This is a genomic window from Mesorhizobium sp. WSM4819, assembly GCF_055811215.1.
On sequence record NZ_JBVVQO010000023.1, the window covers coordinates 1 to 12,642 of the forward strand.

Below are 12,642 nucleotides of genomic sequence, written 5' to 3' on the forward strand. Positions count from 1 at the left end.
GGTTAGGGGTGGGGGTACATCGTAGAGCGAAAGCCTTGCCCTTGAGGGGGAGATGCCCGGCAGGGCAGAGGGGGGCAGAGGGGGCGCGAAGCAACTCGGCCTATGCCTCTGGCGCTCACGACCTGTCCCGTATCTGGGTCATCGTCCGGGTCGGCGTGATCGCCTCGGGGTCGAGCCTGATCTCGACGATCGACGGCTTGCCGCTGGCACGGGCGCGTTCGAAGGCCGGCGCGAAGTCGGCCGTCTTCTCGACGGTTTCGCCATGGCCGCCATAGGCGCGGGCGAGCGCCGCGAAGTCGGGATTCTTCAGGTCGGTGGCGACGACGCGGCCGGGATATTCGCGTTCCTGATGCATGCGGATGGTGCCGTAGATGCCATTGTTGACGACGACGACGATGATCGGCAGATCGTACTGCGCGGCGGTGGCGAATTCCTGGCCGTTCATCAGGAAGCAGCCGTCGCCGGCAAAGGCGATCACGTCGCGCTCGGGAAACAGTTCCTTGGCAGCGACCGCTGCCGGCGTGCCGTAGCCCATCGAGCCGGAGGTGGGTGCCGCCTGCGTGGCAAAGCGCCGGGAACGGTGGAAGCGGTGCACCCAGGTGGCGTAGTTGCCGGCGCCGTTGGTGAGGATCGCGTCGTCGGGCAGCATTTTTTCGAGATAGTTCATGATTGGCCCCATCTGGACGGCGCCGGGGCCGCTTTCGGGCGGTGTCGACCAGTCGAGATAGGAGGCGTGCAGCTTCGGTGTTTCATCCGCCCAGACCGGCGAGGCGGCCGGCTTGCGCCCGGCAAAGGCTTCGACGAAGGCGGACGGCGAGGCGTTGATCGCCAGCGTCGGCCGGTAAACGCGGCCGAGTTCGCTGGCGTCGGCATGGACATGGACCAGCAACTGGTCCGGATAGGGGCTCTTCAGTAGCGTGTAGTCGGAGGACGGCATCTCGCCCATGCGGCCGCCGATCAGCAGCACGAGGTCGGCCTGCTTGATGGCGGTCGCCAGCTTCGGGTTGATGCCGATGCCGACATCGCCGGCATAGTTCGGGTGGAGATGATCGAACAGCATCTGGCGGCGGAAGGAACAGCCGACCGGCAGCGACCAGGCTTCGGCGATCGTCCGCATCCGCGCGACGGCCTCCGCATCCCAGCGCGTGCCACCGAGGATGACGAAGGGGCGCTTTGCCTTGTTGAGAAGCTTTTCCAGAGCATCGAGCTCGGCCACGCCCGGCCGCGTTTCGACCGGCGTGTAGGGCAGGGCTGCCGGCGCCTCGGCAAGGCTGGTCAGCATGTCTTCCGGCAGCGAGATGACGACCGGGCCGGGACGGCCGGATGTCGCCACCGCGAAGGCGCGGGTGACGAATTCGGGAATGCGCGCGGCGTCGTCGATCTCGACCACCCATTTGGCGATGTCGCCGAAGAACCTGACGTAGTCGACCTCTTGAAAAGCCTCGCGCTGCTTGGCGTGGCTGGCGACCTGGCCGATGAACAGGATGACGGGCACCGAATCCTGCATGGCGATGTGGATGCCGGCCGAGGCGTTGGTGGCGCCGGGGCCGCGGGTGACGAAGCAGATGCCTGGCTTGCCGGTCAGGCGGCCATGGCAGTCGGCCATCATCGCGGCGCCGCCTTCCTGGCGGCAGACGATGGTGCGGATCGGCGAGTCGTGCAGCGCGTCGAGTACCGCAAGGTAGGATTCGCCGGGCACGCAATAGATACGGTCCGTTCCGTTGGCTTCGAGCGCATCGACAATCAGTTGTCCGCCGGTCTTCATTTTCCTGACCTCTCCAGTTCGGCAAGGATTTCTTCGGTGTGTTCGCCGAGACGCGGCGAGGGCCGCTCATAGACCAGCGGCGTGCCCGACATGACCATCGGCGCGCGCACCGAGGGCAACAGATTGCCATGGCCGTCGTCGAGGTCGAGCCGCATGCCGCGCGCGATGGTCTGCGGGTCGGCGAACATCTCGCCGATCGTGTTGATCGGGCTGGCAGGCACGCCTGCCGCCTCCAGCCTGGCCAGCAGCGGATCGCGATCGAAGGTTTTCAGCGCCTCGATTATGTGCTCGCGCAGCGTCGCCCGGTTGGCGACCCGGGCGGGATTGGTGGCGAAATCGGGGCCGGATGGCAGCTTGTCCAACCCGACAGCCGCGCAGAATTTGGCGAACTGGCCGTCATTGCCGATGGCCAGGATGATGTGGCCGTCCTTGACCGGCACCACCTCGTAGGGCGCGATGTTCATATGCGCATTGCCCATCTGCACCGGCGATTTTCCCGAGACCAGATAGTTGAGGTTCTGGTTGCCGAGCGCCGAGATCTGGCTGTCGTAGAGCGCCATGTCGATATGCTGGCCTTCGCCGGTCTTCTCGGCATGGCGAAGTGCGGCCTGGATGGCGATCACCGAATAGAGGCCGGTGAAAATGTCTGAAATGGCGACACCGGCCTTTTGCGGCTCGCGGCCGGCCTCGCCGGTGATCGACATCATGCCGGCCATGCCCTGGATGATGAAGTCATAGCCGGCGCGTGGCGCATACGGCCCGTCCTGGCCGAAGCCGGTGATCGAGCAATAGATCAACCGCGGGTTGATTTTGCGCAAGCTGTCATGGTCGAGGCCGTATTTCTTCAGGCCGCCGAGCTTGAAGTTTTCGATCAGCACGTCCGATGTCGCAGCCAGCCGGCGCACTGTCTCGGCGCCTTCGGGCGTCGAGAAATCGACGGCGATGGAGCGCTTGCCGCGATTGCAGGAATGGTAGTAGGCGGCCGAGAGGTTTTCGCCGTCATGGCTCATGACGAAGGGCGGACCCCATTTGCGGGTATCGTCGCCGCCATCAGGGCTCTCGACCTTGATCACGTCGGCGCCGAGATCGGCAAGCAATTGCCCCGCCCACGGCCCGGCCAGGATGCGGGCGAGTTCGATTACGCGGATGCCTTTCAGCGGAGGCTCGGTCATGGATCACCGTGATTGATCGAAAGCGCAGGCTCTGGTTTTCTTTTTATGCATGTCGTTATCCCAAAACCGCTGCGCACTTTTGGGCAACATGCACTATCAATCCCGCGTGCCGAAGTCACGGTTCTTGCAATGGGCCAACCGGACCGTGCCTATCTCGGTCAGGCTTGTTTCAGCACGCTGTCGGCCCATGCGGCGAAATCGTCCATGATGATATTTCGATTCACCTCGTTCAGGCTTTCGTGGCGGGTCTCGGCGTAAACCTTTGAAACGAGATTCGAAAAGCCCATCCTGTGCAGGCGCCCAGCGAGATGGCTGACCGCCTTGCCACCGCCGGTGGCGGGATCCTTTTCGCCGCCGACCAGGCAGATCGGCAGGGTCTTGCGGATGCCGGAAAATTTGGTGTCGTCGGCGCCGTCGAAGACAAAGCCGAACAGGTCGCGCCACATCGACACCGACGCATCCCAGCCGCACAGCGGATCGGCGATGTATTTGTCGACTTCGGCCGCGTCGCGCGACAGCCAGTCGAACGGCGTCCGGTGATCAGGGACGGCCTTGCCCCAGGCCTGGAAGGTCAGTCTCGGCAGCATGCGAGACGGCACGTCGGAGCCGAGCCGGAATTTTTCCCAGGCCAGGATCACTTGCGCTACACGGCCGGCGAGCCCGGCGGAGAAATTGGCGTTCCAGATGGCGGCGGCGTGCAGCCGGTTCGAATGATGAAGCATGAAATTCAGCGCGACGAGGCCGCCCATGGAATGGCCAAAGACGATGACGGGCAGGCCGGGATGGTCGCCGGCGATCAGGTCGTGCACGGCGGCGACATCGGCGATGACCTTGGCGCCGCCATCCACTTTGGCGAATGTGCCGAGCGGAGCGTCCGGCGCCTTGGTGGCGCCATGGCCGCGATGGTCATGGGCATAGACGTGGAAGCCGCACTCGCCCAGAAAGGTAGCGAAGCGGACATAGCGCGCCGCATGTTCGGCCAGTCCGTGATTGATCTGGACGACCGCACGCGGGCGGCCCTCGGCGCGTTTCACGTAAAGGTTGAGCTCGGCGCCGGTCGGCGATCGCAGCACGCGCTGCTGGCTGAATGACATTGTCGCTTCGTCTCCAACGCGTCTTTAGCGCCTGCGAACGTTTGTGTGCGCCGACGCCGGTTTTGCGTCAATCCGTTCGCGGTGTTTTGCAGCGCTGTTCTTGCGTCGCAACGCGGGTATCGCAATTCTGACATGGAGAATTTGCTACCGAGAGAGGGCGGCATCTGTTGCCCAGCATTATTCAACCGGAGAGTACCCATGCGTACGCTGACAGGTCTTGTTTTTGGATCGGCGCTTGTCGCCGCGTCGCTGACGGGTGCTGCGCGGGCCGAGGTCAAGATGAGCGGCTCCTTCATCGCCGACGCCACCTGTCCAGCCACCCAGGCCATCAGGAGCGGCAGGAACCCCGGCAATATCGCGATCGATGCGGGACAGAGCTACGAGCTTCTGGCTGGCAACAAGGATGCTCCCACCCACTATCTGATCCGCGTGCCCGGGGCCGATCCGGAGCGCCGCTGGGTGAAGGTCGATTGCGGCCATGTTTCGGGGGGCAGCGCGTCCACGGAACCGGCAGCACCGGTGCCGGCCGACCAGGAGAAGCCTGCTGAGCCGGCTTCGCGAAAGCCCGAATATGTCCTCGCGCTGAGCTGGCAGCCGGCGTTTTGCGAAACCAGGCCCGGCAAGACCGAATACAAGGCGCAGACCGCGGCCGGTTTTGAGGCGACGCATTTCACCTTGCATGGGCTGTGGCCGCAGCCGAACGGGAATTTCTATTGCCAGGTGGCAGCGGCCGACAAGGCGAACGACAATCCGGCGCGCTGGCAGGACCTGCCGCCGGTCGAGCTCGAGCCGAACACGCGGTCGGAGCTCGATCGGGTGATGCCAGGCACCGCATCCGCTCTCGACAGGCATGAATGGATCAAGCATGGCACCTGTTACGGCAAGAGCCAGCAGGCGTATTTTTCCGATGCGCTGAACTTGACGCGCGCGGCGAATGCTTCACCAGTGCGTGATCTTTTCACGCAAAACATTGGCCGGGATCTGACCTCTGGCCAGATCCGCGCCGCCTTCGACAGTGCCTTTGGTCCCGGCGCCGGCGAGCGGGTTCGCGTCTCCTGCGTGAACGATCCTTCGAGCGGCAGGCGGCTGATCGGCGAACTGACGCTCGGCCTGACCGGCCCAATCGGTCCGAACTCTTCGCTCAGTGAGCTGCTGCTGGCCTCAGTGCCGACGAACAATGCCGGCTGTCCGAAAGGCATCATCGATCCGATCGAGTTCCAGTGACACTGGATGCCTATGCGCCGATGCCGATCGCGCCCGTCTCGGCCGGAAGACAAATCCGAAATGCCAAAACAGTTTGCCGTTCGGCGCGGCATCGCCTACATAGCGCGCAACTTCCATTCAATCCGACATTCCAGTCGACTTTTCAGGGAAAGCGCGCGTGGCACGCCAGTTCATCTATCACATGGCCGGCCTCAACAAGGCCTACGGCACCAAGAAGGTGCTCGAGAATATCCACCTCTCCTTCTACCCGGACGCCAAGATCGGCATCCTCGGGCCGAACGGCGCCGGCAAGTCGACCATCCTCAAGATCATGGCCGGCATCGACAAGGAGTGGAGCGGCGAGGCGTGGCTGGCCGAAGGCGCCACCGTCGGTTACCTGGCGCAGGAGCCGGCGCTCGATGCGAGCAAGACCGTGTTCGAGAACGTCATGGAAGGCGTCGCCGCCAAGACCGCGATCATCGAACGCTACAACGAATTGATGATGAACTATTCCGACGAGACGGCCGACGAGTCGGCCAAGCTCCAGGACGAGATGGACCGGCTCAACCTGTGGGATCTCGAACAGCAGGTCGAGATGGCGATGGAAGCGCTGGGCTGCCCGCCCAAGGAAGCCGACGTCACCAAGCTGTCGGGCGGCGAGCGCCGCCGCGTGGCACTGTGCCAACTGCTGCTGCGCCAGCCCGACCTTCTGCTGCTCGACGAGCCGACCAACCATCTCGACGCCGAGACGACGGCGTGGCTGGAAAAGCATCTACGCGCCTATCCGGGCGCGGTGATGATCATCACCCACGATCGCTACTTCCTCGACAATGTCACCGGCTGGATCCTCGAGCTCGACCGCGGCCGCGGCATTCCCTATGAGGGCAACTACACCAAATATCTCGAAGCCAAGGCCAAGCGGCTCAAGCAGGAGGGCCGCGAGGACGATGCGCGCCAGCGGGCGATCGGCCGCGAGCGCGAGTGGATCCAGTCCAGCCCGAAGGCACGGCAGACCAAGTCGAAAGCGCGCATCCAGGCGTTCCAGGATCTGCTGGATGCGGCCGACAAGCGGCGTCCGAGCGACACCCAGATCGTCATTCCGCATGGCGAGCGGCTCGGCAATGTGGTGATCGAGGTCGAGGACCTGTCGAAGGGCTTTGGCGACACGCTGCTGATCGACGACCTCGAATTCAAGCTGCCGCCCGGCGGCATCGTCGGCGTCATCGGCCCGAACGGCGCCGGCAAGACGACGCTGTTCCGCATGATCACCGGCCAGGAAAAGCCGGATGCCGGCACGATCCGCGTCGGCGAGACGGTCAAGCTCGGTTACGTCGACCAGAGCCGCGATGCGCTCGACCCGACCAAGACCGTGTGGGAAGAAATCTCGGGTGGCGCCGAAGTGGTCAAGCTCGGCAAGTTCGAGGCCAACACCCGCGCCTATTGCGCCTCGTTCAATTTCCGCGGCGGCGATCAGCAGCAGAAGGTCGGCAATCTGTCCGGCGGCCAGCGCAACCGCGTCCATCTGGCCAAGATGCTGAAGACCGGCGGCAATGTGCTGCTGCTCGACGAACCGACCAACGATCTCGATACCGAAACGCTGGCGGCGCTCGAAGACGCGCTGGAAAACTTCGCCGGCTGCGCCGTCATCATCTCGCACGACCGCATGTTCCTCGACCGGCTGGCGACGCACATCCTTGCCTTCGAAGGCGACAGCCATGTCGAGTGGTTCGAGGGCAATTTCGAGGATTACGAGCAGGACAAGATCCGCCGCCTCGGCCCCGACGCCGTCAACCCGCACCGCATGACGTACAAGCGGCTGACGCGGTAGCAACGGATTGGTTGCAAGCCTCCCAGGCTGCTCGTAGAATCACCGGAAGGGGACAAACATGCTTAATGTCGAGCTTCCTACCGCGCTGGAAAAGCGCCTTGAGATCGTGGCAAGGAAAACTTGCCGGACAAAACACGACGTGGTCGTTGCCGCCATTGTCGAGCAAATTCAGGATTTGGAGGACGGACTGATCGCCCTCGAACGTCTTAACGATGATAAAGGTGACTGGCTTTCTCTGGCCGAAGTCAAGGAACGACTGGGATTGGACGATGCAAGCGACAGCTGTGACGTCCATCGGTGAATACAGTCGCAAAAGCAAAACCCGACTGGTCCGCCGCCCAATATCTCAAATTCGAGGACGAGCGCACGCGGCCGGCGCGCGATCTCGTCGCGCAGGTGCCGGTGGCGGTGCCGCGCCGGGTGATCGACATCGGCTGCGGGCCGGGCAATTCGACGCAATTGCTGGTCGAGCGCTGGCCGGGCGCTGAGGTCGGCGGTTTGGACAGCTCGCCCGACATGATCGAGAAGGCGAGGGCACGTCTGCCGGAAGTGGCCTTCGAACTGGCGGATGCGGCGGCGTGGCAGCCCGAAGAGCCGGTCGACGTGATCTTCGCCAATGCGGTGTTCCAATGGCTGCCCGAGCATCCGGCGATCTTCCAGCGGCTGATGGGATTTTTGGCGCCCGGCGGCGCGCTTGCCGTGCAGATGCCCGACAATATGGGCGAGCCCTCGCACCGGCTGATGCGCGAGACGGCGGCCGAAATGCCGTTTGCCGAAAAGCTCGAGGGTGCTGCGCGCAGACTGCTGCCGCCGGTGTCGTTCTACTACGATCTTCTGTCGCCGTTCTCCGACCGGCTCGACATCTGGCACACTGCCTACAATCATCCGTTGGCCGATGCCGGGGCGATCGTCGAGTGGCTGAAGTCGACGGGGCTGAAGCCGTTCCTCGATCCGCTCGACGCGGACGAGCGACGGTTTTTTCTCACGCGCTACACCGCTGGGATAACCGAAGCCTATCCGAAGACGGCGAACGGCAAGGTGCTGCTGCGTTTCCCGCGCCTTTTCATCGTAGCACGGCGCGCTGCCTAGAAACGATTGGCCACACCGAGACGCACTGCCTGGCTGCGCTTGATTCGGTTTCGCCACAATGCGCATCTCAGCCACGCAAGGTTGTGGTCTTTTGCCTCAGGCCCTTGATTTAAGCCGGCTTAAACTAGCTTGATGCGAATCATGTTGCGCCGAACTCTCGCGGCGCCCACATCAAGCCGCAGCGCCTGCGCATGGGACGAACTGAAAATGCATCGCGTCATCATCAGCGGCATCGGCGTTGAAATCCCCGAGCCTTCGATCACCAATGAGGAATTGGTCGACAGCTTCAATGCCTGGGTCGAGATGGAGAATGTCCGCCGCCAGGCTTCGGGCGAGACGCTGCTGCAGAAATCGGACAGCGCCTTCATCGTCCATGCTTCGGGCGTGCAGACGCGCCATGTGATCGAGCGGGAAGGCATTCTCGACCCGACCCGCATGGCGCCGCGCATTCCGGCGCGGCCGGACGACGCGCTGTCGCTGGAAGCCGAGTTCGGTATCGCATCGGCCAGGAAGGCGCTCGACCATGCCGGCCTGGAGCCACCTGATGTCGACCTGGTGATCTGCTCGGCCTCGCATCACCAGCGGCCCTATCCGGCGATCGCCATCGAGATGCAGCAGGCGATGGGCACGAAGGGCGCCGGCTTCGACATGGGCCTTGGCTGCTCGTCGGCGGCGGCGGCGTTGCATATTGCGGTCAATCTGGTGCGGGCAGGCGCACACAGGCGCGTGCTGGTGACGACGCCCGAGATCATCACCGGCCATCTCAACTTCCGCGACAGGCAGACGCATTTCATCTTCGGCGACGCTTCGGTCTCGATGGTCGTCGAGGGGCTTGCCCAGGGCGACAAGCGGCCGGGACGCTTCGAGGTGCTCGACACCCGGACCTGGACGCAGATGTCCAACAACATCCGCACCAATCTTGGCTACTACACGCGCACCACCCAGGACGATCCGTATATGATCAACCTGGAAGGCAACCTGATCAAGCAGGTCGGCAACAAGGTGTTCAAGGAAGTCACCGTCGCCGGGCACAAGTTCATCGTCGAGTTCCTGGCCGAGCATGGGCTGACGCCGCAAGCGATCCGGCGCTTCTGGCTGCATCAGGCCAATGCCCGGATGAACGCCATGATCCTGAAGCTGTCGTTCGGCCACGAGGTCGACCATGACCGCGCGCCGATGGTGCTTGAGCGCCTCGGCAACACTGCCGGCGCCGGTGCAGTCGTCGCCTTGGCGGAAAACCACGCCGACATGAACGCCGGCGACTATGGCCTGCTCTGCGCCTTCGGCGCCGGCTATTCGATCGGCGGGGCGCTGTTGCGCATGCTCTGATCTACTTTGGCGCGAACAGCACCAGCATTGCGTTAGAGGGCGCAGGTATAATCGCATCAGTAGGCTCCCTAACCGGGACGACATTTGCGAGTTTGCTTGAGGCATTCCTTCCCGATGTCCTCGGCAACGCAGTTCGATAATACTTGGAAGGGCGGGAAATCCCGGCGGAACGCCCAGCCAATGCACCGGTCTTTTTTCACCCCTGGAATTTTTGTCCAGTACTTGGCCAGTTGCTCCTTGCGCTTTTTTTCAGCGGCAGAGCAGTTTCGAAATTTATCTGATTTCGCGTCACTACTTCCTAAATAACAGTAGTAGTCGCTTCTAAACACCGAAAGTGCGGTGGTCGCCGGTGGCTCATCAGGGCTACAGAATACGCGACCATCCAGGCAAGCCTTTCCTAACGCGGAGGCAACAAATGAGCTGGCATTCAGGTAGGTTTGGAAGCGACCCTCCGTTAAGTAGTCTTTCTTCAATCTGTCGCTTTCGGCGCGTGTAACAAGGTACCAGAAGGGTTCCAGTCTGGCCCTCAGTGCTCTCTCTTCCAAGAGGCACTTGTCCCTTTCGACCTGCTGTTCCGTCTTGACGAGCATCTTTGACACCAAAGCAGTGCAGTAGCCCTCGGTATCCAAATCGGGAAAAGGTACCCCCTCCGCCGCACTGGCGATTTGTGAGATCAGCAAAGCCGCTATAACCAACAAAGTCTGTATCGTGCACACTCTCATCTCCATTGCCGCGCCTAAAGCAGCAGAAATTGTCCGGTTTGCGTTGTTCGGCCCTTGCGCAACCTTGATCTGCGTTGCGGGCTTCTCGACAATCATGGGACGTCGTCCGGTGCCGTGCCCTGTAGCGGCTTCGCCTCCGACCACGGCGCATTGAGCCGCGTTTCCGTTTCCTCTTGCGTCGCCAGGATCACCGGCATGGCCTTCTCGTGGATCGGCGCGACAAGGGTGTTGGTGATCAGGAAGCCATAGAACCTCGTGATCTCCGGAGCCTCCTTTGACCCGGCGGAGTCAACTCCAGCGCATCCTCTATAAATCTTCCTCACGCTCTCAATTGAGACCGTGTAGGAGCCGAGTGGTATTTCTTTGTTCAAAACACCCATCAGAGGCCCATCCGCCCAAGTTAATTGGCGCACGGTACTTTTACTTCGGGGGTTCTTCAACTTTGGGGCTGGCCATTGCACCAACGGTATTTGTTTTTCCCCACCTGATTTCCGACCACCGCCGGCGCCGGTGCGGTCGTCGCCCCGGCTGAAAACCATGCCGACATGAACGCCGGCGACTATGGCCTGCTCTGCGCCTTCGGCGCCGGCTATTCGATCAGCGGGGCGCTGTTGCGCATGCTCTGATTGGCGCGAACGGCACCGGCATTGGAAGGCGCAGGTGTAATCGCATCAGGCTGCTTGATTGGAGCATCAGCGCTTTCGACTGGACCTAATGAGCTCACTGCGGCTAATTGCTTGGCATCACGCAAGGAGCGAAGCCTGTGCTGGACCTCTTCCCCGAGACCGACAACCCGGTCGAAATCATCCTGGCGCGGAAGCTGGCCGCGCGGGTGGCCGGGCTTTACGTCGCGCCATCGGATCATTTCGAGACACGCGCGGTGGATGAATTGCGGCTTGGCTTCGACGGCATCGACGGCGATTTCCACGCTGGCGCGACGCGGCGCTCCGGCGGGCGCGAGCCCTGGTATCCACGCGGCACCGAGATGCGCAACGAGCGCCAGCTGTCGATCGTGGCCGCGGACGAGCTGGCGATCGTGGCAGGGCGGATGGCCATCGCCGAGATCAAGCCGGAGTGGATCGGCGCCAATCTGTTGATCGAAGGCCTGCCGCATCTCTCGATGCTGCCGTCCGGCACGCTGCTGTTCTTTAAAGGCGGCGTCACCGTCAAGGTTGACGCGCAGAACGGACCTTGCCGCATCGCCGGGCGATCGGTCGCCGAAAATGCCGGAATGGCCGACCGTGAAGCCGGCGCGCTGTTGTTCCCGAAGGCGGCAAAGCGGTTGCGCGGCCTTGTCGCCTGGGTGGAAAAACCAGGCCGCATCACGGACGGCGAGGCGATTTCGGTGCGTGTGCCCGAGCAGTGGATTTACCGGGCCTGAGGCCAGGGATGGTCAGGGATAGTGCACCGAGCTGCACCAGGCCGGATCACCGTGCTTTTGCCAATAGATCGCCATGAGGCGCCTGGTAATCGCACCGACCTTGCGGTCCGCGACCGGAACACCGTCGATCATCGTTACCGGCATGATGCCGCCGGCGGTCGAGGTGATGAAGACCTCATCGGACTGACGCAGCGCAGCGACGCTGACATCGGCCGCGGCAACGGCAAGCCCTGCCTCCGCGCAGAGATCGAAGACGGTGCGGCGGGTGATACCTGGCAGCACGCCGACAGCCGGCGTCAACAGTTTGCCGTCATCCACGCAAAAGACGTTGAAGCCGGGGCCTTCCGCGACATTGCCGTTGAAATCGAGGAGCAGTGCGGTCTCGGCGCCGCGGTCATAGGCGTCGTAGAGGCCTCGCACCAGGTCGAGCCAGTGGTAGTTCTTGATTGTCGGATCGATCGAGGCTGGTGGGATGCGCACCTTGTCGCTGATCGCCACATGCAGGCCGCGCTGCAATTGCTCAGCATTGGCAACCGAGCCGAAGGGAACGGCGAACGCCATGAAGCGGTTGATCGCGTCGCGCGGGTCGCGGCTGAAGGTCAGCGAGGCGCCGCGCGTGCACAGCATCTCGACATAAGCGGCGCGATGACCCGACAGCGCCACGCAGTTGTGGAGGATTTCGGCCACGCCATCGCGGTCGAACGGGACCGTCATGCGCAGTTTTTCCAGCCCGCCGAAGAAGCGATCGAGATGCAGATCGAGGCGGAAGAAACGACCGTCCCAAACATGCACCGTGTCGTAGGTGGCGTCGGAATGCAGCTAGCCCCAATCCAGCACCGAGATCTTGGCTTGCGACATCGGCAGATACTGCCCGTCCAGGAAGGCAATACCATCGGGGTAGGAGTGCGGGTCTATGTGATGGGCGGAGAGCGAGGGCAGTGGTTTGGTGTGCGGATCGATCAAGTTGCTCATCACGTTCTCCGTCAGGTCGTCTTCGTCGAACGCGATAGAGCGCTGCGGCGGTTGGCACAAGACACAGGCCGGGGTTGCGGATGAGTC

13 protein-coding genes and 1 pseudogene are annotated in these 12,642 nt (G+C 62.8%); 7 read left to right on the forward strand and 7 right to left on the reverse strand.

Features of this window, described 5'->3' with window-relative positions:
* Window positions 1–115 precede the first annotated feature (115 nt).
* From AC0L18_RS20410 to AC0L18_RS20420, 3 genes are all read right to left on the reverse strand, one after another.
* Complete coding sequence (locus AC0L18_RS20410) at window positions 116–1,765, reverse strand: thiamine pyrophosphate-binding protein (protein WP_473493925.1); 1,650 nt, start codon at window positions 1,763–1,765, stop codon at window positions 116–118.
* Entirely contained in the window at window positions 1,762–2,937 is a 1,176-nt protein-coding gene (locus tag AC0L18_RS20415; protein ID WP_473493926.1) for a CaiB/BaiF CoA transferase family protein, read from the reverse strand. Before AC0L18_RS20415 ends, AC0L18_RS20410 begins: the two co-directional genes overlap by 4 nt.
* A gap of 158 nt (window positions 2,938–3,095) precedes the next feature.
* A complete protein-coding gene (locus AC0L18_RS20420) occupies window positions 3,096–4,031 on the reverse strand; it encodes an alpha/beta fold hydrolase (protein WP_473493927.1) in 936 nt (311 codons plus the stop codon).
* 198 nt (window positions 4,032–4,229) lie between these two features.
* Here AC0L18_RS20420 and AC0L18_RS20425 point away from each other — a divergent pair, with 198 nt between their 5' ends.
* The 5 genes from AC0L18_RS20425 to AC0L18_RS20445 all read left to right on the forward strand — a co-directional run bounded on the left by AC0L18_RS20425 (window position 4,230) and on the right by AC0L18_RS20445 (window position 9,480).
* Window positions 4,230–5,255 (forward strand): ribonuclease T2 family protein, encoded by a 1,026-nt coding sequence (locus tag AC0L18_RS20425; RefSeq protein WP_473493928.1) that lies wholly within the window; start codon window positions 4,230–4,232, stop codon window positions 5,253–5,255.
* Window positions 5,256–5,412: 157 nt separating this feature from the next.
* Window positions 5,413–7,062, forward strand: a complete 1,650-nt coding sequence (gene ettA, locus AC0L18_RS20430; RefSeq protein WP_027153822.1) for an energy-dependent translational throttle protein EttA — start codon at window positions 5,413–5,415, stop codon at window positions 7,060–7,062.
* A gap of 58 nt (window positions 7,063–7,120) precedes the next feature.
* Window positions 7,121–7,363: a type II toxin-antitoxin system RelB family antitoxin gene (gene relB, locus AC0L18_RS20435; protein WP_473493929.1), complete on the forward strand. Its 243-nt coding sequence runs from the start codon at window positions 7,121–7,123 to the stop codon at window positions 7,361–7,363.
* On the forward strand, window positions 7,360–8,151 hold the full coding sequence (gene tam, locus AC0L18_RS20440) for a trans-aconitate 2-methyltransferase (protein ID WP_473493930.1): 792 nt from the start codon (window positions 7,360–7,362) through the stop codon (window positions 8,149–8,151). Before relB ends, tam begins: the two co-directional genes overlap by 4 nt.
* A 207-nt stretch (window positions 8,152–8,358) precedes the next feature.
* A complete protein-coding gene (locus tag AC0L18_RS20445; protein ID WP_023798706.1) occupies window positions 8,359–9,480 on the forward strand; it encodes a beta-ketoacyl-ACP synthase III in 1,122 nt (373 codons plus the stop codon).
* Window positions 9,481–9,548: 68 nt separating this feature from the next.
* Here AC0L18_RS20445 and AC0L18_RS20450 read toward each other — a convergent pair whose 3' ends face one another.
* Window positions 9,549–10,298: a hypothetical protein gene (locus tag AC0L18_RS20450; protein WP_473493931.1), complete on the reverse strand. Its 750-nt coding sequence runs from the start codon at window positions 10,296–10,298 to the stop codon at window positions 9,549–9,551.
* Window positions 10,295–10,582 carry a hypothetical protein gene (locus tag AC0L18_RS20455; protein WP_473493932.1) on the reverse strand — a complete coding sequence of 96 codons (288 nt, stop codon included), beginning with the start codon at window positions 10,580–10,582 and terminating at the stop codon, window positions 10,295–10,297. The genes AC0L18_RS20450 and AC0L18_RS20455 overlap by 4 nt, the downstream gene beginning before the upstream one ends.
* A 117-nt stretch (window positions 10,583–10,699) precedes the next feature.
* Here AC0L18_RS20455 and AC0L18_RS20460 point away from each other — a divergent pair.
* Both AC0L18_RS20460 and AC0L18_RS20465 read left to right on the forward strand, forming a co-directional pair.
* Window positions 10,700–10,828: pseudogene (locus AC0L18_RS20460) on the forward strand (beta-ketoacyl-ACP synthase III); the annotation flags it as partial.
* Window positions 10,829–10,965: 137 nt separating this feature from the next.
* Window positions 10,966–11,583, forward strand: coding sequence for an MOSC domain-containing protein (locus AC0L18_RS20465; protein ID WP_473493933.1), 618 nt, complete (start codon window positions 10,966–10,968; stop codon window positions 11,581–11,583).
* Between the two features lie 12 nt (window positions 11,584–11,595).
* Here AC0L18_RS20465 and AC0L18_RS20470 read toward each other — a convergent pair whose 3' ends face one another.
* Together AC0L18_RS20470 and AC0L18_RS20475 are read right to left on the reverse strand one after the other, a co-directional pair.
* Window positions 11,596–12,402: an aminotransferase class IV gene (locus tag AC0L18_RS20470; protein WP_473493995.1), complete on the reverse strand. Its 807-nt coding sequence runs from the start codon at window positions 12,400–12,402 to the stop codon at window positions 11,596–11,598.
* Window positions 12,403–12,555, reverse strand: coding sequence for a hypothetical protein (locus AC0L18_RS20475; protein ID WP_473493934.1), 153 nt, complete (start codon window positions 12,553–12,555; stop codon window positions 12,403–12,405).
* Between the last annotated feature and the right edge of the window lie 87 nt (window positions 12,556–12,642).

Bases quoted from the DNA above. Each gene is read 5' to 3' on its own strand.
- AC0L18_RS20410 (WP_473493925.1), bottom strand. From the start codon at position 1,765: ATGAAGACCGGCGGACAACTGATTGTCGATGCGCTCGAAGCCAACGGA.
- AC0L18_RS20415 (WP_473493926.1), bottom strand. From the start codon at position 2,937: ATGACCGAGCCTCCGCTGAAAGGCATCCGCGTAATCGAACTCGCCCGC.
- AC0L18_RS20420 (WP_473493927.1), bottom strand. From the start codon at position 4,031: ATGTCATTCAGCCAGCAGCGCGTGCTGCGATCGCCGACCGGCGCCGAG.
- AC0L18_RS20425 (WP_473493928.1), top strand. From the start codon at position 4,230: ATGCGTACGCTGACAGGTCTTGTTTTTGGATCGGCGCTTGTCGCCGCG.
- relB (WP_473493929.1), top strand. From the start codon at position 7,121: ATGCTTAATGTCGAGCTTCCTACCGCGCTGGAAAAGCGCCTTGAGATC.
- AC0L18_RS20445 (WP_023798706.1), top strand. From the start codon at position 8,359: ATGCATCGCGTCATCATCAGCGGCATCGGCGTTGAAATCCCCGAGCCT.
- AC0L18_RS20450 (WP_473493931.1), bottom strand. From the start codon at position 10,298: ATGATTGTCGAGAAGCCCGCAACGCAGATCAAGGTTGCGCAAGGGCCG.
- AC0L18_RS20455 (WP_473493932.1), bottom strand. From the start codon at position 10,582: ATGGGTGTTTTGAACAAAGAAATACCACTCGGCTCCTACACGGTCTCA.
- AC0L18_RS20475 (WP_473493934.1), bottom strand. From the start codon at position 12,555: ATGAGCAACTTGATCGATCCGCACACCAAACCACTGCCCTCGCTCTCC.